Genomic DNA, 22,760 nt, shown 5'->3' on the forward strand with positions numbered 1-22,760 from the left:
CCACCCCGAACCGGGAAAGTCTTACCGTCAGGGAAAAGTGTTTAAGTGTGGTTTTTGCGGTTTTGAACATGACGCTGACGTTAATGGAGCGTTGAATATTGCTCAGTTAGGGGCTGTTGTAAACCAGCCGGAAATCTCGACCTATTCTTGTCAATTAGAGGGGCAACTTTTGTTGTTTCCTGATGGGGTGGGTTAGGGATAGAGCCCACGCCAAAAGCTTTGCGTTGGCGATGGGTAGTTTACATGAATTGCTCGTTTGAGATTAACCTGTTTGTAGTAGTAGCGTGTGAAACCCATGACGACCATTGCACTAGATCAAATTGACCGGATTGTTTGGAATCATCATCACGATCCCTTTGAAGTTCTTGGCCCCCATCAGATCGAACGGGATGGCAAAACAGTATGGGTAGTGCGAGCCTACCTCCCCACTGCTGACGCGGCATGGGTGATTTTGCCAGAGCAACGAGAAGAATATGCAATGCAGTCGGTGCATAACCCCCACTTCTTTGAATGTATTCTCGATTTTGATCTACCGAAACTCGCCAATTATCAAATTCGCTATAAGGAAGGGGAGCATGATCGGGTGATTTATGATCCCTATGCTTTCCGTTCTCCAAAACTGACTGACTTTGACATTCACCTGTTTACCGAAGGAAATCACCACCGCATCTATGAGAAACTTGGCGCTCACTTAGATACGATTGATGGGGTGAGTGGTGTTTACTTCGCGCTTTGGGCGCCGAATGCTCGTAACGTTTCGGTGTTGGGTGATTTCAACTATTGGGATGGCCGTAAACACCAAATGCGGAAATTTGGCAATGGCGTTTGGGAACTGTTTATCCCGGAAGTCGGCGTTGGCGCTCATTACAAATACGAGGTGAAAAACTGGGAAGGACACATTTATGAAAAATCCGATCCCTACGGTTTTCAACAGGAAGTCAGACCTAAAACGGCTTCGATTGTTACCGATCTCGATACCTATCAGTGGAATGATGCTCAGTGGATGGAGGAGCGCCGCCACACTGAACCCCTGACTCAGCCGATTTCCGTTTATGAATGTCATATCGGATCGTGGAACCGGGCGCCGATGTCTGAACCCCATAAACTCCCCGATGGCACTGTAGAACCTGCGATTCAAGCGATTGAACTTGATCCAGGTGGTCGCTTTTTGACCTATCGAGAAATGGCCGAGCAGTTAGTTCCCTATGTTAAGGAACTCGGCTATACCCATATTGAAATGCTTCCGGTCGCGGAACATCCGTTTGATGGATCTTGGGGCTATCAAGTCACAGGTTATTATGCCCCGACGTCTCGCTTTGGAACGCCTCAAGATTTCATGTATCTTGTGGATAAATGCCATGAAAACGGGATTGGCGTGATTGTAGACTGGGTACCGGGACATTTTCCCAAAGACGGACATGGTTTGGCGTTTTTTGATGGGACTCACCTCTATGAACATGGCGACCCCCGCGTTGGAGAACATAAAGGCTGGGGAACGTTAGTTTTTAACTATGGTCGCAACGAAGTTCGTAATTTCCTGGTGGCTAACGCTCTATTCTGGTTTGATAAATACCATATTGACGGAATGCGGGTGGATGCAGTAGCTTCGATGCTCTACCTCAACTATTGTCGGGAAGATGGGGAATGGGTTGCTAATAAATACGGCGGTTGCGAACATATTGAAGCGGCTGATTTTATTCGTCAAACCAATCATGTCTTGTTCGGCTATCATCCCGGTACTTTGATGATTGCGGAAGAATCTACCTCCTGGCCGATGGTGTCTTGGCCGACCTATGTGGGCGGTTTAGGGTTTAACCTCAAGTGGAACATGGGCTGGATGCACGATATGTTGGATTATTTCCACATGGACCCTTGGTTCCGTCAGTTCCACCAAAATAACATCACTTTCAGTATTTGGTATCACCACAGCGAAAACTTCATGTTAGCCCTATCTCACGATGAGGTGGTACATGGTAAGAGTAATATATTGGGTAAAATGCCCGGTGATGATTGGCAAAAGTTTGCGAACGTCCGGTGTTTATTTGCCTATATGTTTGCTCACCCCGGTAAAAAGACGATGTTTATGGGGATGGAGTTTGCTCAGTGGAAGGAGTGGAACGCCTGGGGAACGCTAGAATGGGAGCTGATGCAATTTGAAGCTCATCAGGGTATTAAGCGCTTCTTCCAAGATGTAAATGCTCTCTATCGCTCTGAACCTGCACTCTATGAACAGGACTTTGCAGAGGAAGGGTTCCAGTGGATTGATTGTACCGATAACCGTCATAGTGTGGTGTCGTTTATTCGTCGGGCTAAAGACACGAATGAGTTTATCGTGACGGTGTGTAATTTCACGCCTCAACCTCACAGTCACTATCGCATTGGGGTTCCTGAAGGGGGCTTCTATACGGAGTTGTTTAATAGTGACGCTCGTGAATATGGCGGAAGCAACATGGGGAACCTGGGCGGAAAGTGGACAGAAGAATGGTGGTTCCACAATTATCCCCAATCGTTGGATCTGTGTTTACCGCCTCTGGGTGTATTGATGCTGAAGTTAGATCGAGAAAAAACGGCTGCTGCTTTAGCCGAAGGTGAAGCGTCTCAAGCCTAAATTCGTTTATCTATAGGATCTGACTGGAGTTTAGAATAATTGCCCAGTTTCTTGGAGAGACTGGGTTTTTTTGCTGTTAATATTTTTGTTAATTATAATGCGATCGCGTCCTTGCTGTTTGGCTTGATAAAGGGCGTGATCGGCTGCATTCACTAAAATATTGGAAGCAGTCAGACAACTCGGAATCAGACTCGAAATCCCTAAACTTAAGGTGATATATTGACTAATATCAGACTTGACATGAGGAATGTGAAGCTGTCGAATTTTATCGCGAATTAATTCGGCGACTTGCACCGCCCCATCAACATCCGTATTCGGTAAAATCACTACAAATTCTTCACCGCCATAACGAGCGACTAAATCGGTTGAACGTTTGACGGCTTGAGCCATTGCTTGAGCAACTTGAACTAAACATTCATCTCCCGCTTGATGACCATAATGATCGTTATAACCTTTAAAATAATCCACATCACACAGAATTAAAGAAATAGGTTGTTGTTCACGAGCCGCTCGACACCATTCTCGATCTAATGTTTCATCAAAGCTACGACGATTAGCAATTTGAGTCAAACCGTCAATATTGGCTAAATGTTGTAATTTTTGGTTGGCTTCTTCTAAGGCGGCTAGAATTTTCTGACGTTCGCTAATATCTTTTACAATTGTTAATATACAAGTTTTATTTTCAACTTCTATCAATTCTGCTGAAATCAAAAGGGTTTTAATTTTCCCTGTTTTGGTTCTAAATTCAAAATCTTTATCCCTCACCATCTGGCTTTTCTGCAAAGCTTTAATAAACTTCATCCGTTCATTTAAATTAACCCAAACATTGAGTTCTTTAACGGTTTTATAAATCACTTCCTCTCGTTGATATTCCATCACACGACAAAAACTTTCATTCACTTCTAAATAACGTCCTTCTTCTAGAGTTGTAATCACAATTGGATCAGGACTCGCACGGAAAGCAGAAGCAAACTTTTCTTCAGATTGTTGTAAAGCTTCTTCAATTTGTTTGCGTTCAGTAATATCGGTTTGTATGCCAATATAGTGAGTGAAATTTCCGGCATCATCTCGCACTGGAGAAATAGAAACTTCATTCCAGAAAAGAACTCCATCTTGGCGATAGTTCCGCAGGATAACTGAACAATCTTCGTGATTTTTTAGGGCATTACGAATAATCTCTAAATTGGCTTGATCTCGATCTTCCTGTTGTAAAAAACGGCAATTTTTACCCCGAACTTCTAAAGCGGAATAGCCAGTGATTCTTTCAAAAGCTTGATTCACATAAATAATCGGATGATCGCTTTGAGTTGCATCGGTAATAATCACACCATTACGACAAGCAGAGATGGCTTTATCAAATAGTCTTAACTGGGTTTCTACTTGCTGGCGTTTAATAATTTCTTGGCGGAGGAGTTGATTTTGTTCTTTGAGTTGTTTTTTTTGATCTTGAAGTTTTAATTGCAGTTGAACTCTCACTAATACTTCTTCAGCTTGAAAGGGTTTAGTGATATAATCTATTCCGCCCACTTGAAAAGCTTTGACTTTATTAAAGGCTTCGTTAAAGGCACTGATAAAAATAATCGGAATATCAGAAGTTGCTGGATTTTCTTTGATTTTTTTACAAACTTCATAACCATCTATTCCCGGCATGACAATATCTAGTAAAATTAAATCTGGAGGCTTAGAAAATGCTGAGTTTAAAGCCATTTCACCATGAATTGCTTTTCGCAGCTTATACCCTTGAGCGCCGAGAATTTGAGTTAAAATTTTTATATTGTCAGGCTGATCATCAACGATTAAAATATTTGCAGGTTGAGAAGATGCTAAGAGGTTATTCATTTTTTTATCTGATCGGTTCAATGATATCTATAATTTTATCAAAACGAAAATTTTGAACGCAATCTGTTAAAGCTGCTGCAAGAGTTGCATGATTTTCAGGAATTTGAGCGATCAGCGTTAAAATGCAGTCATCATCTAAATCCATTGAGGCTTGATAAACTTCCTCTAACCAATCTGCTGACATCACCTTTAAACGCTCTGCATCCAAAGTATAACGGATTGTTTCCTTTTCAGCTAAATGGGTTTCTTCATAAACATAACGAACTCCTAAATGTTTTTCGATCATTTCAAATATTATAGATTCTTCAAACGGTTTGCGAACAAAATCATCACATCCGGCTGAGAGAATAATGTTTTTGTCATCTTTTAACACACTGGCTGTAATCGCAATAATCGCTGTTGCTTGCCCTTTTATTGTCGTTTTAATCTGTTTTGTTGCTTCATAACCATCCATCACAGGCATTCTCATATCCATAAAAATCAAATGGGGTTCCCAATCTTGCCAAATTTTAATTGCTTCTTTACCGTTTGTTGCTTCTTGGAGTTCAAACCCCAGAGGATTTAGGAGTTTAATTAAAAGTTTACGGTTAATCAGATTATCATCAACAATTAGAAGTTTATAAGACGGTTGATTGGGTTCAAGGGCAATAATCCGACGCTGCGAGATTTTCGTTTCAACTTCTGTCAGATTAACTAAGTTTACCTGAATTTTAAAGCTAAAAACACTTCCAATTCCCACTTGACTTTTAAGGTTAATCTCACCGCCCATCAGTTGCACAAATTTCTGACTAATTGCCAACCCCAAACCCGTTCCTTCTTGAACTTGTTTTCCACTTTGAGTTTGACTAAAGGCTTCAAAGAGTTGATTGAGTTCTTCGGGAGCGATACCCACTCCTGTATCTTCGACTTCAAAATAGAGGGTTTCGGTTAAAGGTTCTGTTTCTGGAGTTGATAAGCTTTTGACTCTCACAGATACACCGCCTACTTTTGTGAACTTCATAGCATTACTGAGTAAGTTAATTAAAACTTCCCGTAACTTAATCTCATCCGTTTGAATATATTGAGGAACATCATCAGCTCGTTCAAAATCTAATTGTAATCCTTTATTAATCGATTTAAACTTAAATAATTCTTCTATTTCATCTAACAGTCGATAGAAATCAAAGCTTTTGAGGTTGAGTGTTATTTTTCCAGCTTCTATTTTACACAGATCTAAAATATTATTAATCAGCGTCAACAAATATTCACCACTCCGTTTAATAATGTTAATATCTTCTCGATGATCACTTGAAAGATCATTAGAATCAGTCATCAGTTGAGAAAACCCAAGAATAGCATTGAGGGGAGTGCGTAATTCATGGCTCATATTGGCAATAAACTCACTTTTCGCTCTGTTTGCAACTTCGGCTTTTTCTTTGGCTTCTGCGAGTTCTTGAGTGCGTTGAGCAACTTGTATCTCTAAGGTTCGGTTATAATCTGCTAAAAGTTGTTCGGCTTGTTTACGTTGGGCAATATCTTGAAAAGCGGCAATTGTATAAATAATATTACCTTGTTCATTATAAATCGGAGTTGCCCAAACTTCTAGGGGTATAATTTGATCACGATACTGAACTTCTAGATCATCAGCGTAGACTGTTTTTCCAGTTAAAGCACGAACAACGGGTAAAGCTTCTGTGGGATAAAGTTTTCCGGTTACCGCTTGATAAATTTGGTAAGCTTGACTCAGTTCTTTTGTTTCAGCATCCAAAGGAGATTGAATGTTTAAAAGTTTTCTACTGGCTTGATTCGTATAATAAACCTTTCCGGTTTTATCATGAACTGAAACTCCCACAGGTAAAGCTTCTAGATATTGAATCAGGCGATGTTCACTATCTTTGAGTTCCGCAAAAGAAGTTTGAAGTTGATCAGCCATTTGATTGAAAGAATCAGCGAGTTCTCCCAATTCATTCGTGCGTTTTATTTCTGTGATTTTATCCCATTTTCCCTGAGCGATATCTTTAGCGGCTTGATTTAATTTAAGAATGGGTTTTGTTAGCCAACGAGCCGTGAGAATGCCTAAAAGAGTTGCTACTGTTAAAGCTATAATACATAAAATAACGGTGGTTTTAGTATTGGCATGAATCCTTGCCATAAAGTCAGATTCAGGAACAACAATTACCGTCAAGAAGTCTAAGTTTTTGTCTTGTTGAGTTCGACTGACTTGTAAAAAATAACTTTTATTGTCTAATTTAAACTTAAGTTGTTGACGATGATCAATGTGCTTGAGACTCGGAAAATGGTAAAATAAGGCTTGGGTGGCACTGCGAACGAGAAAACTTTGACTGTTAATCGCTAACTTTTTCCGTCTTTTTGGATCGAGGGTTTTGGCTTTGTCAGTATCAAAGTTTTGATTAAAAGGCATTTCTCCTGTAGAAGTTGCAATCAAAAAACCTTCAGAATTAATAAGAAATGCTTCTCCGGTTTTACCAATATCTAGCTTTGCTAAAAAATCTCCAATTTGAGAGAGATGAAAAGCCGCAGTCACCACTCCAGAAAAATTGCCTTTCTGATCATAGAAGGGTTGAAAATTTACGAGGGTTACAATCGGTTTGTCATAACCTAAAGGCGCAGAAACACTGTGTATCCAGATTAATTTTCCTGCCTCTCTTGTTCGGCTATACCAAGGATTACCGGGCGGATCGTTATGAGGATCGTAACGATGAGTTTCAATCAGTTGAATCGGATTGCCTTGCTCATTCAGTTTGTAGTTATATTGTTCTCCTTGAGTAGATTGATTAGAAATTCTCAGAACTAGAGATCCCGGTTCTATAGCTTCAATTAATAAAAAATCTTTCGTTTCGGTGACAATTCCAATAGCATTAGCCCGATCAAAAATTTTAATTTGTTGCCAAAAGTAACGCTGTAAAAGTTCGAGATCATCGGAAGGCAAAATCCCCATTTTTAGGATTTCTGCATTATTACGGGTAACTTTTTCTAGGCTATTCAAATAATTGGAAAAATTCTGCTCAACCCGATCTCCTATTTCATCCATTAACTGATGTGCTAAATCTTCAACGGCTTTTTGTCCGTTTTTATAGGAAAGATAGCCCACTAATCCGACTATCCCAAAGATTTGGAGCATAAAGGGAACAATCAGAACGACTCGCAGGGGTAGTCTAGCAAAAACTTTAGCAAACGGTTTTATCGGCATAGCAGTCAGGTCATTTTATCTGACTTGATCATTCCAATAATAACTCTGATTGCATGAACTGAGAAAATCTAGCGAAATCAATGATAAAGTTTTTGGGATTCCTCAACCCTATCTTTAAGATTTGTTATAAGAAGCTGCCATTTGAGCGATCGCAGGTAAAGGTAATCCCGGCGGATAAGTTCCTTCTGATTTAATCCGTTTGATCTCACTTTCAGGAACAGGAACTTTCAATTGAGTTAACACCGCTCTAACAATATCACCGCGATCAATAATACCTGCGACAGCACCCGCAGGAGATAAAACGGTAATTCGGGGAAGTTTTTGGATTTCTAGATAATTAATCACTTCAACTAAGGGTGATTTTTCCGAGACTGTTACTAATTGAGCGAGCGGTGTGACAATATCATGTAGGGTTTGAATATTCCACTGACTGCGTTCAATCACCCGTAGAGCCTCAACCGAAACTAAACCCCGATAACGACCATCAGACGCCGCAAAATACACCGGAATAATATCAGGTGTAATCAGATATTCATCGGCAAATTCTCGCAGGGTTAAATCGGCATCAACAACGCGAAATTCCCGCGTCATCGTTTGTTCGGCGGTGATTTTGAGTAAAATTTCTTGTAAGTCAGTCATGCGATTGTAGGAGGTTGCATTCCGAATCGCAAACCAACCAATAAACGCGATCCACAATCCCCCAAATTGATTTTCTGCTAAGGAGATTGTTAATCCTAATGCGATCGCTAACCAACCGATGAGTTGACCTGTTCTCGCCGCCCAACGAACCCCTGTAAAACGACTTCCTGTGAATTTCCACACGGCTGCTTTTAAGACTTGACCGCCATCTAAAGGTAAGCCGGGAATCATATTAAATAGAGCTAAAACGAGGTTAATTCCAGCTAGCCGATCCGCTAAGGCTCCTGTTAAACTCGATTCGGGCAGAACCTCAGCCGTTAAACTCAAAACAAAAAATAATCCTAAACTAACGAGAGGGCCTGCAATTGCCACTTGAAAAGCTTGACCCGGAGTTTTGGATTCCCGATCAATGGATGCAATCCCTCCAAACAAAAATAAAGTGATAGAATTGACTTGAATTCCTTGAGATTTGGCGACTAAACTATGCCCTAGCTCATGCAATAATACAGAGCCAAATAACAAAAGCGACACGGCTAATCCCGCAGTCCACGACAAGATTTGCCCCCACTCCAAGTAGTCCTGCCCATTGGCAAGGGTTACGACTAGCAAAATTAAAAACCAAGAAGAATCGATATAGAGTGGAATGCCAAATATCGATCCAATTCGCCAACCTGCTTGCATGAGCTTTGTCCTTGACTTTCGCTATTCCTGTTGTTGATATCCAGGATTGATTGATCTTCTTTCTTCCAGTGTACCAACAACAGCCTTATTCGTTGAGCTTTAGAGGACGCCTGCGTTACTCAGTCCGAGAATCATTCCGGCACCGAGTAGATGTCCGAAACTGGCTGTAGCCAGCAATTCGGGAACACCGAAACCTGCAAATAAACCGGGTAATTGCACCGGGAGAGCGGGGCCTTTGCCGCGATTTTGAATCGCATAAAATCCAATGATGATCGCAAATAAGTTACAGGCGATCATTACCAGTGCCACTTTCGGCGACCACGCTGCGGTTGAGGGAACGGTAGATTGCACAGCCAGAAGTAAAGATGAGTAAATCAAAATTTGGCTCTCCTAATTCAATTGATTGATGCTAAAAATGCGGTAGAATTTTAATGATCATCTGGCATTATAGGGAGTCTTTTGCCTAAAGTAGAGTTTTGTTGAAATAATTAACATAGACGTTAAAATTTGCAACAAACTCAGGTCGGATTGGAAAAATATTTCATCTGACTTCCGATAGATTCATCAAGATCGCAATAATGATTTGAGTTTAGAATTAAACCACAAAGGACTCAGGTAGAGAAATGCGCGTTAAAATTTGTGGAATTACGAAACCGGATCAGGGAAAAGCGATCACCGAGTTGGGGGCGACGACACTGGGATTTATTTGTGTTCCGAGTTCACCTCGGTTTATTACTCCCCAAGACATTCAAGCTGTTATTCAAGTGTTACCAAAAACCGTTGAACGGATCGGAGTATTTGCCAATGCGAGTTTAGATGAAATTCGTCAAACTCTATCTGAAGCCAAATTGACCGGAATTCAACTACATGGTAACGAATCTCTAGAATTTTGCGATCGCTTGCGTCAATTCTTTCCTGATTTAGAAATCATTAAAGCCATTCGAGTCAAAACACCAGAAGCCTTAGATTTGGCGGAAACTTATATTCATCACGTTGATACCTTACTCTTAGATGCCTATCATCCTCAACAACTCGGCGGAACAGGTCACACGTTAGATTGGCATAGTTTACAACAATTTCGTCCGGCTTGTGCGTGGTTATTAGCTGGAGGTTTAACGCCAGAGAATGTATTAGAAGCGTTAACGTTATTAAAACCCGATGGCATTGATTTATCGAGTGGTGTTGAATGTTCTCCGGGTGATAAAGATTTAACTAAAGTTGCTCAATTATTTCAAGTGTTATCGCTATCTGTCTGATCATTAATTAATCATTCTCATTTCGGTGTTCAGCCAGATTTTAGCCAAGTCGTCATCCATTCCATCATTAATTTCTTGAACAACTCCCGTAGGAATAACTATCTGATCACATATCTGTGAAAGTAAACCAATCTGAGAAATTTTTGCTAAAACAATTAGAGGGGAAGCATTAATCACCCATTTTCTAGTCACGGGTTAATTCCTCAGCCAGTTCATCAGGGGTGACTTGAAATGGAGAGACATCATAACGGGAAAGAGCGGTGAGAAATTCATAACGACTTATACCTGCGATCTCTGACGCCTTTGACTGAGAAATTTTCCCCAGTTCATACCATTTTACAACCGCAGCTAAACGCATTTCCTGAGCAAACTCTTGGGGGCTAATTCGCAGGGCTGAGAAAGCACTTTCAGGAAGATCGATCTGAATCTGAATGCTCATAATAAAATTGTTGATCGGGTCTACCTTTTAAAGTAGCATTGATTGTCAACTTTGTAAGGGCGCTGAATGCCCGCGCCCTAAGTTGTCTAATCCAAATAGTCTTCTCCGACTTCTTCAATGGCCGGCGGTTCATCACCAGGACTTCTTAACTCCTCAACCAACCGTTGAACCGACTCAGGTGGTGGTGGAGTAACGCGAGAAACCCCAAACGTAACAATCAAGTTAAGCATCATCCCTAACGTTCCAATTCCCTCAGCCGAAACCCCAAAAAACCAGGGTTCCATATTGTAGAATTTCACCCCAAGAATATAATACATCGTGAAGGCTAAACCGACAATCATTCCCGCAATTGCACCTTCTCGGTTGGTGCGTTTATCGAACACTCCAAGAATAATCACAGGGAAGAAACTTGCAGCCGCTAACCCAAATGCAAACGCCACAACTTCCGCAACAAATCCTGGGGGATTAATCCCAAAATAACCTGCAATGGCGATCGCAAAACCGACCATAATTCGGCCTACCATTACCCGCAAAGATTCCGATGCTCCGGGGTTAATCATGCGATAATAAACATCGTGAGCGACTGAACTCGAAATAACGAGTAATAAACCCGAAGCCGTTGATAAAGCCGCAGCGAGTCCTCCTGCTGCTACTAATGCCACAACCCAAGGGGCTAATTTTGCGACTTCTGGAGTCGAAAGAACGATAATATCACGGTCAATTTTGATTTCGTTAGTTTCAGGATCAGGAGTGAGTTGAAAGCGTCCGTCGTTGTTCTGATCTTCAAACCCTAAAAGTCCGGTTTTTTCCCATTTATTCACCCAATCTAACTGACGAACTTGTTCAATGGGTTGGTCATGTAACGTGCTAATTAAGTTGTAACGAGCGAAAGCAGCGAGTGCAGGTGCAGTCGTGTATAATAGAGCAATAAACAACAACGCCCAACCCGCAGAATATCGAGCCGCACGCACATCAGGAACCGTATAAAACCGAACGATAACATGAGGTAAACCTGCTGTTCCGACCATTAAAGCAATGGTGATAAACAGCACATCTAACATAGATTTATTCACAAACGGTTGGGTATATTCTTGAAACCCTAAATCCGTTTGAATTTGATTCAGTTTGGGGAGAATATCACTAAAAGGTAAACTGAGTTGTGGAATCGGATTTCCGGTTAGCAGTAGGGAAATAGCGATTGCGGGAATTAAAAAGGCAAAAATTAACACACAATATTGAGCAACTTGTGTCCAAGTGATGCCTTTCATGCCCCCTAAAACGGCAAAAAATCCCACAATCACCATGCCAATCACAACACCTGTTTCGATGTTAACTTGGAGGAAACGACTAAAGACAATTCCCACCCCTCGCATTTGTCCAGCGACGTAGGTTAAAGAGACAAAAATTGCCGCAAAAACTGCCACTAAACGAGCTATATTTGAATAATAGCGATCGCCCACAAAATCAGGAACCGTGTACTTACCAAACTTGCGTAAATAAGGCGCCAAAAGCAACGCTAACAACACATAACCGCCCGTCCATCCCATCAAATAAATGGAACCATCGTATCCCAAAAAAGAGATTAATCCCGCCATCGAAATAAACGAAGCCGCAGACATCCAATCCGCCGCAGTTGCGGCACCATTAGCGAGGGCAGGAATGCCTTGTCCAGCCACATAAAATCCTTTACTATCTCGAACTCTCGAACTCCAACCAATATAGAGATAGAGAATAAACGAGATCAACACTAAAATAGTCGTCCAAACTTCTACTGACATGATTTAATCTCTCCGTTTAATATCGTATTTGCGATCCAGTTTATCCATCTGATGGGCATAGACAAAAATCAGAATAACGAACACATAAATTGATCCTTGTTGGGCAAACCAAAAGCCTAACGGGACGTTACCGAGAGAAATATTATTCAAGACAGGAACCAGAATAATTCCGCATCCTAAAGAAACAAATGCCCAAATAATCAGGAGAGTGATAATTAATTTGATATTGGCACGCCAGTAGGCTTGATGCCGTTCTTGAGAGTTGGGATTCATGATATTTTGAGAGGTGAAAAGACTAACTATACTTTCACTCAAAGTTGAATATTTTGCTATTATTAATCAAAAGGTAGATCCTTAGACAAAATATTATAAAAGTTAATCAAATTCAGTTTTTCTAACAAGGCAATAGGCACCAGAAGAAACCCCAGCCATAAACGGATGGGGTCGTTGATCACTGAGAAATCTCAAAGCACCCTAAACATTAACTAACAGTCTAAATCCGTCACTGCCCCAACACTACTCGAAGACACCAACTTCGCGTATTTCGCTAAAACCCCTTTCGAGTAACGAGGTTGAGGCGGTTGCCATTTTTGACGACGTTCTTCTAACTCCTGATCCGAAATATTCAACTGCAATAACCGTTGTGAAGCATCAATAGTAATACTATCGCCTTCTTGCACCAAGGCAATTGTACCGCCAACAGCCGCTTCAGGGGCGACATGACCGACCACTAAGCCATAGGTACCACCCGAAAACCGTCCATCGGTAATCAAACCCACAGCATCGCCTAACCCCGCCCCAATAATCGCAGAAGTCGGCGCCAACATTTCCCGCATTCCGGGGCCACCTTTCGGGCCTTCATAGCGGACAACCAGAACATCTCCGGCGTGAATTTCACCCGCTAAAATCCGTTCTAAACATTCTTCTTCCGAGTCAAACACCCGGGCGGGGCCAGTCATTTGCGGTTTTTTGACGCCTGTAATTTTAGCAACACTGCCTTCTGGGGCGAGATTTCCCTTGAGAATGGCTAAATGTCCTTGCTTATAAAGGGGATTATCCCAGGGTCGAATTACCTGTTGATCAGGGGACGGTTGAGACGGAATATCAGCCAACTGTTCCGCAACCGTTTTTCCGGTAATGGTTAAAGCATCACCATGAATTAAACCCTGTTCAAGCAACATTTTCATAATCACCGGAACGCCCCCCGCTTTATGAAAATCTGTGGTAACAAATCGCCCACTGGGTTTAAGATCACATAAGACCGGAACCCGACCCCGAATCGTTTCAAAATCATCAATTGTCAGTTCCACACCTGCCGCATGAGCGATCGCTAATAAATGCAGGACAGAGTTCGTCGAACCGCCAACCGCCATAATCACCGCGATCGCATTTTCAAACGCCTTGCGGGTGAGAATTTGCCGAGGTAAGATGCGTTGATGAATCGCTTCGCGCAAGACAAAGCCAGATTTTTCCGTACTGTCAGCTTTTTCCGCATCTTCTGCCGCCATCGTCGAGGAATACATCAGACTCATTCCCATCGCTTCAAAGGCGGAAGACATGGTATTTGCGGTGAACATTCCCCCACAGGAACCCGAACCCGGACAAGCCTTGCGTTCGACTTGCAGCAAACGATCATCGTTAATTTTCCCAGCGCTGTGTTCACCAACAGCTTCAAACGCACTGACAACAGTTAAATCACAACCGTCTAAATTCCCCGGTTTAATCGTACCGCCATAGACAAAAATCGCCGGAATATTCATGCGAGCGATCGCAATCATCGCCCCTGGCATATTTTTATCACAGCCGCCAATCGCCAGAACCCCATCCATACTTTGGCCGTTACAAGCCGTTTCAATGGCATCTGCAATCACTTCCCGGGAAACCAGAGAATATTTCATCCCTTCGGTTCCCATCGCGATCCCATCACTAACGGTAATTGTCCCAAACATTTGGGGCATCGCCCCCGCCTGTTTTAAAGCGGCTTCCGCCCTTAACGCCAAATCATTCAATCCAACGTTACAGGGAGTAATCGTACTGTAACCATTGGCAATGCCGACAATCGGCTTATCAAAGTCTTCATCCCCAAACCCCACAGCCCGTAACATCGCCCGGTTCGGCGTGCGTTTCGAGCCTTGGGTGATGGCTTGACTTCTGAAGTTATCTGACATGAGTCTCTCCTGTCTCAAAGTTTAATGGTATGGTGGTCTGTTGCAAGTCAGTTAGATTCTTCCATCTTTTAGACTGTTGCGACGATCTGCCCATCGGGTTGTAGAGGTGGTATATCGCGTCTCTACCATTACCCAGTTTCCTTTCTCTGTTGTATCTATTGTCGCAGAGTGTGGGGATTTCTCATCCCTAAGTTGAGGTTGTGAAGGCACAGGTGAGAAACTATGCCAATCTGAGAGTTAAGATGGCAGTGTTTTGACGCTGAGTCTTCCATTGAATTTGGAAAGATGAAAGCTACAGCGTGAATCAGAAGAGTTAATCAAAAATTAGTTGAGGTAAATTATATGCAAGTTGATGAACTTTTGGAGCGATATGAAGCAGGTGAACGGATGTTTCGAGCCGTTAACCTGATTGGAGTAGATTTAGGAGGTGTTGATCTCAGTGAAGCGGTTTTAGTACGAGCGAACTTGCAAGATACAAACTTCATTAATGCTAACCTCACCCAAGTTAATTTTCGCGAAGCCAAACTGATGGGCGTTGATCTCAGCGACGCCAACTTAATGGAAGCTAACTTAATTGGCGCTAACCTGACTGAAGCTAAATTTGATCGGGCTAACCTGATGGGATCAAATCTTCGAGGTTCATCGTCTAAATTAGTCAGTCTCGCTCAAGCCAATCTCACCGATGCTAACCTGACTGAAGCCAATTTAGCCGAAGCGAATTTTGTTAAAGCGAATCTAACTAATGCTACCCTGATTCGCACTAATTTAATGAAAGCAAACCTGACGGGTGCTATTCTAGAAGGAGCAAATCTGACTAACGTCATTCTCCGAGAGTCTATCTTAGAAAAAGCAAACCTGATTAATGCTATTCTCAGTGGTGCATTATTAATTGGTGCCAACTTCAGTGAAGCCGATATGAGTCGAGTTACAATGATTGGGGCTGATTTGAGTGAAGCGAACTTGAGTGGCGTTAATTTACGAGCAGCTAATGTGAGTTGGACAACCCTGCGAGGCGCTAACCTCAGCCGAGCGCGACTCTACCGCACAAAACTGAGTTGGTCAAACCTGAGCGGTGCTAATCTGATGGAAGCGGTACTGCTTGATACTCGTCTTGATCGAGCGAACTTACGAGATGCAGACATTCGAGGAGCAATTTTACCGGATCGACGCGAGTAGATCAATATGTCAAATTGTAACGAATCTGAGTAACTTCCCCAGTGTAGCGTGCCACAATTGAACTAAAAGCTGGAGGCTCCCTGATGGAGATTAAAGAACTTTTAAAACGTTACACGACTGGAGAACGAGATTTCAGAAAAATTAACCTGATTGGCGCGAGTTTAATTCATGCTAATTTACCTGGGGTTAACTTTGCTGAAGCTTCCCTTGCTGGAGCAAATCTCAGCCGCACCATACTCAATGAAAGTAATCTCAGTAATGCCTTTCTATACGCTAGTAATCTCAGCTATATTCAACTTGGAAAAGGACAATTAATCAATGCTGATATGACGAAAGCTAACCTCGAAGGTGCCTTTTTAGTGAAGTCAGATTTGCAGGGCGTTAAACTCAGTGGAGCCGTTTTGCGAGGGGTGAATTTACGTTCAGCGAACCTGACTGGGGTAAATTTATGTGGGGCGAATTTAAGTGGTGTTAATTTACGTTCAGCTAATCTTACAGGTGCAAACCTCTGTTGGGCGAATCTCAGTTATGCTCGTTTAAATAGTGCTAAACTTGACGAAACTCGTCTCACTGGAATTAACCTCAACCATGCTCATTTAGTCGAGGTAGATTTGTCAAGACAGGATCTAAACGGTGTTAATTTTACTCAGGCGAACCTCAAAAAAGCGAACTTGCAAGAAACTGATCTCACCGCAGCCAATTTTCATCTCGCCCAAATGACACAAGCAAACCTGAAAAAAGCGACTCTACATGGCGCGAACTTAACTCAAGCTATTTTACAACAATCCAATCTGACTGAAGCGGTTTTGCTGAAAGTTGATCTATCTGAAGCTGATTTAATTCAAGCTGATTTAAGGGGAGCAAATTTGAATCTTTCAACTCTAGCAGGTGCGAACTTAACGAGCGCCAATCTACAAAATTCTTATCTCTGGAAAGCTGATTTACGCGGTGCAAATTTATCCGGTGCTGACTTACAAGGTGCGAGTTTACGAGGTGCAAATGTTGACGGTGCAAATCTGGATGGTGCCATTTTAACAAACACCATTATGCCCGATGGTTCCACTTGTGATCAAGCCGCGCATTTGTGTCTTTGTTCTTAAAAAGATTATCCTCAAGTCTTCGTAAAACTCATGCCTTATTTAACCGATACCGAACAAATTAAAGCCGTTATTAATCAACTGTCTTCTGCTCAAATTTTGTGGATTGATACAGAAGTTGCAGATTATAAAAGTCAACCTCGGTTATCTCTGATTCAAGTTTTAACAACAGTCAATGATCAAACAGACGATCACTTCTACCTCTTAGATGTTTTAGACAAAACGGAATTAATCAGTCATTTTATTGATGTGATTATGATCAATCCCGCCATTGAAAAAGTCTTTCATAATGCCAACTATGATCTAAAACTTTTAGGAAAAAAACAGGCTAAAACTGTCACCTGCACCCTAGAAATAGCCAAAAAAATCCCCTATTATTTACTTCCCGTTCCCAACTATCAACTGAAAACCTTAGCAACAACATTAGGCAACTTTAGCAATATTGATAAACAAGAACAAAGCAGCGATTGGGGACAACGGCCTCTCAGCAAAAAGCAACTTGAATATGCTAAAATGGATTTAGTCTATTTAGCTAATATTCATCAACATTTGCTCCAACTGCAAGCCAAATCTTCACCCGATCCCACAACAGAAAACCTCGATACACTCGCCACTCGTTATCAAGAAATCGCCGAACAATGGAAACTCTTCGACTCAGAAATCACTCACATTCAAGAGCGTCTCAAACAAGCAATGAAAACTCAACAAATTTCAGAAACAGATAGCTTTAAACTCACCAGTTCCCAACGCAAAACCCTAAAAACTTCCTTGACTGAACTCTCCCAATTGATTCAAACTCAAAACCTAGATTTTGATTTCCCTATTACCCTAACTCAAGACTTACAAAAACAACTCGGAAAAACCCTAGAACAACTTCCAACCCAAGAACAACAAACAACCATTTGGCGTCTGATTCCCAAATCAAAAGAATAAAAACCACGCTCGACACGCTCGACACAAAGAGAAAAAAAACTTCGTGTCTTGGTGTCTTGGTGGTAAATTTCCCGGATTTTGATGACGCAACCCCAGACTAAATAGATGTCTCATGTTTAGCAGGTAATAAATAAACAATACCCGAAATCCAGGTGATAGCCACAGCCGCCCAAAACGCCACTAAACTAACAATATCCCACTCAGAAGATAGAGGCGCAATTAATAAACAAATGGCGATAATTTGAATAACCGTTTTCAGTTTTCCCCAGAGGTTCGCCCCTGATATTTTAGTTTGATTCACCCGCCAACCTGCGATCGCTAATTCTCGTGCTAAAATCAAAAATACACCCCAAGCAGGAACTTGTCCGAGTTCAACCAAAGCCAAAAGCGGCGCCAACACCAGTAATTTATCCACCAATGGATCAAGAAATTTCCCCAGATCAGTCACTTGGTTAAGTTTCCGCGCCAGGTAGCCATCCAGCCAGTCTGTAGAAGCGGCGACAACAAAAACCGCCAAACACACCCAGCGACTCTCTAGCGTCGGTTCATGCAAGCCATACAGGAGTATGGGAACACCCAGTAAACGAGAAAACGTGATCCAAGTGGGTAAGTTCATTGAAAGTATTGATTCGTTTATCGCCTCTACAATCTTAAAATCTAGCAGGAATTTCCCCGCTAGACTTGAGCCTAAAGGCATATTTCAGAAGGTTTAAGGTAAAATTTAATAAAGTACAACCTTGATTAACAAGCTCCGTCTTTATTCAGAACGGCTGTAATCGTTTTCATAATCAACACGATATCATAAAATACAGACCATTTGCGCTGATAGTTAATATCCATCATCACAATTTCTTCAAAATCATCAATACTCGAACGACCATTGGCTTGCCATTCTCCTGTAATTCCCGGTCGAACATCTAACCGTCTCCAGTGATGCTCTTCGTATTTTTCAACCTCATCTGGAGTCGGAGGACGAGTACCCACGATGCTCATTTCTCCGCGCAAAACATTCCAAAATTGAGGAAATTCATCGAGACTCGTTTTCCTTAAAAATTGACCTAAACGGGTAATGCGAGGATCGCGATCATTCTTGAAAATATGACCTTTGGCTTGGTTTTCTACCAAATGCTTCATCTGATCCGCATTAACAACCATCGATCTAAATTTCCACATCCGAAAGGGTTTTCCCCGAAAACCACAGCGAATTTGACTGTATAAAAGGGGGCCTGGATCATCAAAATACATAATGATCGTGATAGGAATGGCTATGATTGCTGTAATTGATAATCCAACTAAGGCTACCCCAATATCGATTAAGCGTTTAACTTTTGAACGAACAGAAGGATGGACTCTTGTTCCAAATTGGAAAGGATTAGAAGGGTTTCCTTCAATTAAATATTTGCTGGCTGAGTGGATAGATGATTTGGAAATACCAGTCACAACTGTTTACCCCGGTGATTTTTTGGTGAATTGAGACTCCAGTTTCATTCTAAGTAAATTTGTTATTAACCGGAAGTTTTACGTTGAACTTTCCTCAAAATTTTACGAAATCTTTAAACTCAATGACTATTTTATTCACAAATCCCCTGAGTTTGTAAAATTGCCGTCAGATTTTTTATTGTGCGCTGATCAGAGGATCAAGCATTCGGAAATGGCCGATTTCACACTCTCAAATCCTCTGCAAAAAAGAGAAAATTGTAATTCAATATACAAAATATTGATGATCAATCTGATACGAGTATTCAGGAGGAGTCCATCTAAAAGGGAATCACCGCAGGCTCTTCTAAAGATTGTTGATAGTCCGAAAGCAGTTGCTTGAGATACTGACGAACTTGATCCGCTTGTTCACGATTGAGGCGATAACAGCGATCGCCCTCTTGTATAAACAAATTCCCCTCGCTGAGACGTTGATAATCGGGAGTTTGTCGAGAAGCCGGATGAATCAATAAAAGTTCTGGCTCCCTGGGGATTAACCCTGGTGGAAGTTGCGCTTTTAAAATGTTGAGAATTCGCGACTGACAGGAGCGGGTATTAATTCCGCGACTTTCCAACAATTGCATCACCTGATCAATAGACAAGGATCGCTCCTCAAACCCATTTAACAACTCTGTCAGCAGAAAATAATCACTATACTGATGTCGGGAGCGATCAAGAACTTGAGGATAAAGCGGTAACGTCGCCAAACCCATCGCCACCTGAACCTGATCCCACAAAAACCCCTCCTCAACGCCGATTTCTCGACTATCATTTTGAAAAATCATCGCACTGGGTAATTTTTGTCGCAACCAACGATTTAACTTAGTCCAAACTCCATTTCCGCCCAAACAAATGGCTTGATTAATTGCGAGACTAGAAATTCCAGCTTTCGCGATCGCATGATTGAGTTCAGAGTTAAACTGATTAATAAACGGAACCAAAACCAAGCGTTCTAAATCTGTCCAGTTGAGTTCCCATTGATAATCCTCAATGTTTAACCTGTAATGTTGTTGTTGAGGAAGAATAACTTTTAAAGATTTTGCAGCTTCCAACAACGCCACCCCCAAAGGCTGACTGTTTAACTGTTGCTGAAGACGATAACGATGCTGTAAATCAGGACATCCTGTTTGCGGTTTGATCAACTCTTGCTCCGAAAATACCTGAGATTGTAACCGTTTTCCTGTGGGCGAGTTTAACAATAACTGACAAACAATATCGAGATCTAGTGCATCTCCCCCATAAGCCCAACTATGACAAAAAAAATCAGCATGAGTCAAATCTTCAATGGGATCAGGAAGTTCAACCAAAGCAATTTCTGTTGTTGTTGCTCCCGCATCGATGACTAATACACCGCCATCTGAGATTGATATCATCCCATCAGAACGCAGTTGAGCCAACATGATGGCGATCGTTTCTTCTAACCATAAAATATGCTCAGAGCTTTTGACAAGATTCGCATCTAAAATCGCTTTCTCCACATTCAAACGATAAGCTTGCGTTCCCTGACAGGGAAAACCAACAATCACTCCAGCTAGGTGTTTGAGAACAGAATCAAGGGTTTTTGAGTCTAAACCGATCGCTCCACAGGTGTAGAATTTGGGTAACATCAAACCTTTGAGTGGCTTTTGAGACTCCTCATGGGTTAACGTCGAGAGTAATAGCTGTAAAGCCCGTTGAAACTTGCCTAAAAAAACCGTTTGATTGTCGGATAATTGGATCAACGGTACCGGAACTTGGCTGACTTCTGAAGCGGTATCCTGAGTAATTCTGACGTAGGGAATAGCAATATTAAGATAGGGCTTGAAATTTTTTAATTTTCGCTCCTTACCGTTGGGTGTTTCCTGCCAGTCTACTTCACAAGGTAGGCGAAAAGTCACCTGATCGGAATCAGAGGGACTGTTAGTGTTGCTTTTCCAATAAACAGGATACACTTTTTGACTGTTACGGTTCAGTAAACAGGCGGACAGTCCTGTTCCAAGATCAAGTGAAAGATACCATTGATCCGGTGCTGTTTTTCGGTCTTTACTGTTGTACTCAGGTGGCATAATTACTGTTGCAGTTTCCGATTCAAAGCCTCAAAATTGAGATCGTCTGATTGTTCATCTGGGTGAGTTGTTTCTCCCTCGTTTTGATCGAGATCATCGAGCAGTTCATCAAGGTTCATTTCAGACGCACTGGCTTCAGCAAAGGGATTAAGCTCAACGGGAGAAGTTTCAGACCATAATTGCTCAAAAGTCTCGATCTCCTGAGTTGTTGGGAGTGGGTTGGAAAAGTTAGGTGTTGTGTGATCTTCCCCAATAAAAGATTGCTGTTCTAAATTCAACAAATCTTCCTCAAGTTGTTGTCTGATACTCTTATCAACCATCAGGTGAGTGTCTAGCTGATCATCGTCGTCTTCTTGTTGCTGATCATGGGGTAAAAGGTTTTCCAGGGGTGAAGCATGAATATAGCCTTCTTGATCGAGGAGTTGATGGATCGGATCGGGTGGCGTAGTCGGCTGAGTTGGGGTAACAGAAGGTGAACGTAAGGCTTGAGACTCGACGAATACGGCTTCCCTTAAGTCCAACGCTCCGAAGACATCATTCACCTGATTGACGCCCTCTGAGGAGATTTCTAGGGGGTTTTCCTCTGGTGTTGAGTCTGGATCTAAAGATACAATCACCTCGGTTGTGTTGAGAGTGGATTCTTGTAGGCCCTCAAGGGTTGGGGAAATTTCCAGTTGCGGTGCGACTAACTCTAACTCTACCCTGTCAGGGGGATCATTTTGAGTCGGGGTTTCTTCGGATGATTCCTGTTTTGCTAAACAGGGAAGGTTGAGCAGCTCCGATTGATCAGAGTCTAGCTGTTGAGATAAAGTCACATCTGGCATCGTAGCGATTGGTTCAGGGTTTCTGGAGGCAGAAACAGCAACAGATGTCACCAGAGACTCTAACTGCTGTGGGGGAAGTTCCACCCCAGCATAGGGGAACAATTCCTGTACTCGTTCCTTCGATGAAGGATAACGATAAGTTGCTGTCGGCTCAACAAATACCGTTTGCACCCGTGCGGGAGATTGAGGCTCTTGACTCAGTTGAGAAGCGGTTTCGGCTTGTTGTCGCTGCTGTCTTAACAGTCGCAGTTCTCGGATCAGAACCCTTCGCTCTTGCCGCATTGCCTGGATTTCTGCTTGAATCGTTTGAGTCAACTGAGTTTGTAACTGTTGAAATTCCTGACGAATTGCCAGTCGCAAAGATTGTTCCAACGAGTCGAGTTGCTGTTGAGAGTCGGGGATAATATCCAGACTCCCTGAAGAGAGACTTTCGGAGTGAGACAATAAATAACTTCTGACCTGTTCTAAAACTTGGCGTGATTGAATGATGCTATCTCCCAGGACAACCAGAGGTGGCCGAGGATTGGATAAGCTCAACGCTTTGTCTATATTCAAGATCAGAGCTTTGATGCGATCGCTTTGAGCAGTCACGGCTAGAACCTCCCCCTAAA

Annotated in this window: 19 protein-coding genes; 6 read left to right on the forward strand and 13 right to left on the reverse strand. The window is 42.1% G+C overall.

Annotated features, from left to right (window positions below):
* A partial coding sequence (locus VB836_RS06800) for a zinc ribbon domain-containing protein (RefSeq protein ID WP_323218619.1) occupies positions 1-196 on the forward strand: 196 nt, incomplete at its 5' end.
* Positions 197-295: 99 nt separating this feature from the next.
* Positions 296-2,608, forward strand: a complete 2,313-nt coding sequence (gene glgB / locus VB836_RS06805; protein WP_323218620.1) for a 1,4-alpha-glucan branching enzyme — start codon at positions 296-298, stop codon at positions 2,606-2,608.
* A gap of 30 nt (positions 2,609-2,638) precedes the next feature.
* Here glgB and VB836_RS06810 read toward each other — a convergent pair whose 3' ends face one another.
* From VB836_RS06810 to psaK, 4 genes are all read right to left on the reverse strand, one after another.
* Positions 2,639-4,447 carry a GGDEF domain-containing response regulator gene (locus tag VB836_RS06810; protein ID WP_323218621.1) on the reverse strand — a complete coding sequence of 603 codons (1,809 nt, stop codon included), beginning with the start codon at positions 4,445-4,447 and terminating at the stop codon, positions 2,639-2,641.
* Between the two features lie 4 nt (positions 4,448-4,451).
* Positions 4,452-7,637: an ATP-binding protein gene (locus VB836_RS06815; RefSeq protein ID WP_323218622.1), complete on the reverse strand. Its 3,186-nt coding sequence runs from the start codon at positions 7,635-7,637 to the stop codon at positions 4,452-4,454.
* Positions 7,638-7,751: 114 nt separating this feature from the next.
* Positions 7,752-8,957, reverse strand: a complete 1,206-nt coding sequence (locus tag VB836_RS06820) for a site-2 protease family protein (RefSeq protein WP_323218623.1) — start codon at positions 8,955-8,957, stop codon at positions 7,752-7,754.
* A 99-nt stretch (positions 8,958-9,056) separates the two neighbouring features.
* On the reverse strand, positions 9,057-9,335 hold the full coding sequence (gene psaK, locus VB836_RS06825; protein WP_323218624.1) for a photosystem I reaction center subunit PsaK: 279 nt from the start codon (positions 9,333-9,335) through the stop codon (positions 9,057-9,059).
* A 245-nt stretch (positions 9,336-9,580) separates the two neighbouring features.
* Between psaK and VB836_RS06830 the strand changes: the two genes are divergently transcribed.
* A complete protein-coding gene (locus tag VB836_RS06830; protein WP_323218625.1) occupies positions 9,581-10,213 on the forward strand; it encodes a phosphoribosylanthranilate isomerase in 633 nt (210 codons plus the stop codon).
* A gap of 3 nt (positions 10,214-10,216) precedes the next feature.
* Here VB836_RS06830 and VB836_RS06835 read toward each other — a convergent pair whose 3' ends face one another.
* The 5 genes from VB836_RS06835 to ilvD all read right to left on the reverse strand — a co-directional run bounded on the left by VB836_RS06835 (position 10,217) and on the right by ilvD (position 14,598).
* Positions 10,217-10,405, reverse strand: coding sequence for a hypothetical protein (locus VB836_RS06835; protein ID WP_323218626.1), 189 nt, complete (start codon positions 10,403-10,405; stop codon positions 10,217-10,219).
* Positions 10,398-10,652 carry a UPF0175 family protein gene (locus tag VB836_RS06840; protein ID WP_046278956.1) on the reverse strand — a complete coding sequence of 85 codons (255 nt, stop codon included), beginning with the start codon at positions 10,650-10,652 and terminating at the stop codon, positions 10,398-10,400. Before VB836_RS06840 ends, VB836_RS06835 begins: the two co-directional genes overlap by 8 nt.
* An 86-nt stretch (positions 10,653-10,738) precedes the next feature.
* On the reverse strand, positions 10,739-12,430 hold the full coding sequence (locus VB836_RS06845) for a sodium:solute symporter family protein (protein ID WP_323218627.1): 1,692 nt from the start codon (positions 12,428-12,430) through the stop codon (positions 10,739-10,741).
* 3 nt (positions 12,431-12,433) lie between these two features.
* Positions 12,434-12,703 carry a DUF4212 domain-containing protein gene (locus VB836_RS06850; RefSeq protein ID WP_046278954.1) on the reverse strand — a complete coding sequence of 90 codons (270 nt, stop codon included), beginning with the start codon at positions 12,701-12,703 and terminating at the stop codon, positions 12,434-12,436.
* Positions 12,704-12,915: 212 nt separating this feature from the next.
* A complete protein-coding gene (ilvD, locus tag VB836_RS06855) occupies positions 12,916-14,598 on the reverse strand; it encodes a dihydroxy-acid dehydratase (protein WP_323218628.1) in 1,683 nt (560 codons plus the stop codon).
* A 342-nt stretch (positions 14,599-14,940) separates the two neighbouring features.
* On the opposite strand from ilvD, the gene VB836_RS06860 reads away from it, so the two are divergent.
* The 3 genes from VB836_RS06860 (at position 14,941) to VB836_RS06870 (ending at position 17,804) form a co-directional block, all read left to right on the forward strand.
* Positions 14,941-15,774 carry a pentapeptide repeat-containing protein gene (locus VB836_RS06860; protein ID WP_046278952.1) on the forward strand — a complete coding sequence of 278 codons (834 nt, stop codon included), beginning with the start codon at positions 14,941-14,943 and terminating at the stop codon, positions 15,772-15,774.
* An 83-nt stretch (positions 15,775-15,857) separates the two neighbouring features.
* The gene (locus VB836_RS06865) at positions 15,858-16,874 is read left to right on the forward strand and encodes a pentapeptide repeat-containing protein (protein WP_323218630.1); all 1,017 of its coding nucleotides are present in this window, start codon (positions 15,858-15,860) and stop codon (positions 16,872-16,874) included.
* Positions 16,875-16,904: 30 nt separating this feature from the next.
* Positions 16,905-17,804 carry a ribonuclease D gene (locus VB836_RS06870; RefSeq protein ID WP_323218631.1) on the forward strand — a complete coding sequence of 300 codons (900 nt, stop codon included), beginning with the start codon at positions 16,905-16,907 and terminating at the stop codon, positions 17,802-17,804.
* A gap of 97 nt (positions 17,805-17,901) precedes the next feature.
* Here the strand turns inward: VB836_RS06870 and pgsA are convergent, their stop codons facing one another.
* From pgsA to VB836_RS06890, 4 genes are all read right to left on the reverse strand, one after another.
* The gene (gene pgsA / locus VB836_RS06875; RefSeq protein ID WP_046278949.1) at positions 17,902-18,420 is read right to left on the reverse strand and encodes a CDP-diacylglycerol--glycerol-3-phosphate 3-phosphatidyltransferase; all 519 of its coding nucleotides are present in this window, start codon (positions 18,418-18,420) and stop codon (positions 17,902-17,904) included.
* A 125-nt stretch (positions 18,421-18,545) separates the two neighbouring features.
* Positions 18,546-19,196, reverse strand: coding sequence for a sugar transferase (locus tag VB836_RS06880; protein ID WP_046278960.1), 651 nt, complete (start codon positions 19,194-19,196; stop codon positions 18,546-18,548).
* A 365-nt stretch (positions 19,197-19,561) separates the two neighbouring features.
* The gene (locus VB836_RS06885; RefSeq protein ID WP_323218632.1) at positions 19,562-21,325 is read right to left on the reverse strand and encodes a hypothetical protein; all 1,764 of its coding nucleotides are present in this window, start codon (positions 21,323-21,325) and stop codon (positions 19,562-19,564) included.
* A 2-nt stretch (positions 21,326-21,327) separates the two neighbouring features.
* Positions 21,328-22,740: a hypothetical protein gene (locus VB836_RS06890; RefSeq protein ID WP_323218633.1), complete on the reverse strand. Its 1,413-nt coding sequence runs from the start codon at positions 22,738-22,740 to the stop codon at positions 21,328-21,330.
* Between the last annotated feature and the right edge of the window lie 20 nt (positions 22,741-22,760).

Source organism: Limnoraphis robusta BA-68 BA1 (assembly GCF_034932365.1).
Taxonomy (GTDB): domain Bacteria; phylum Cyanobacteriota; class Cyanobacteriia; order Cyanobacteriales; family Microcoleaceae; genus Capilliphycus; species Capilliphycus robustus.

Bases quoted from the DNA above. Each gene is read 5' to 3' on its own strand.
- glgB (WP_323218620.1), top strand. From the start codon at position 296: ATGACGACCATTGCACTAGATCAAATTGACCGGATTGTTTGGAATCAT.
- VB836_RS06810 (WP_323218621.1), bottom strand. From the start codon at position 4,447: ATGAATAACCTCTTAGCATCTTCTCAACCTGCAAATATTTTAATCGTT.
- VB836_RS06815 (WP_323218622.1), bottom strand. From the start codon at position 7,637: ATGCCGATAAAACCGTTTGCTAAAGTTTTTGCTAGACTACCCCTGCGA.
- VB836_RS06820 (WP_323218623.1), bottom strand. From the start codon at position 8,957: ATGCAAGCAGGTTGGCGAATTGGATCGATATTTGGCATTCCACTCTAT.
- VB836_RS06830 (WP_323218625.1), top strand. From the start codon at position 9,581: ATGCGCGTTAAAATTTGTGGAATTACGAAACCGGATCAGGGAAAAGCG.
- VB836_RS06840 (WP_046278956.1), bottom strand. From the start codon at position 10,652: ATGAGCATTCAGATTCAGATCGATCTTCCTGAAAGTGCTTTCTCAGCC.
- VB836_RS06845 (WP_323218627.1), bottom strand. From the start codon at position 12,430: ATGTCAGTAGAAGTTTGGACGACTATTTTAGTGTTGATCTCGTTTATT.
- VB836_RS06850 (WP_046278954.1), bottom strand. From the start codon at position 12,703: ATGAATCCCAACTCTCAAGAACGGCATCAAGCCTACTGGCGTGCCAAT.
- ilvD (WP_323218628.1), bottom strand. From the start codon at position 14,598: ATGTCAGATAACTTCAGAAGTCAAGCCATCACCCAAGGCTCGAAACGC.
- VB836_RS06860 (WP_046278952.1), top strand. From the start codon at position 14,941: ATGCAAGTTGATGAACTTTTGGAGCGATATGAAGCAGGTGAACGGATG.
- VB836_RS06865 (WP_323218630.1), top strand. From the start codon at position 15,858: ATGGAGATTAAAGAACTTTTAAAACGTTACACGACTGGAGAACGAGAT.
- VB836_RS06870 (WP_323218631.1), top strand. From the start codon at position 16,905: ATGCCTTATTTAACCGATACCGAACAAATTAAAGCCGTTATTAATCAA.
- pgsA (WP_046278949.1), bottom strand. From the start codon at position 18,420: ATGAACTTACCCACTTGGATCACGTTTTCTCGTTTACTGGGTGTTCCC.
- VB836_RS06885 (WP_323218632.1), bottom strand. From the start codon at position 21,325: ATGCCACCTGAGTACAACAGTAAAGACCGAAAAACAGCACCGGATCAA.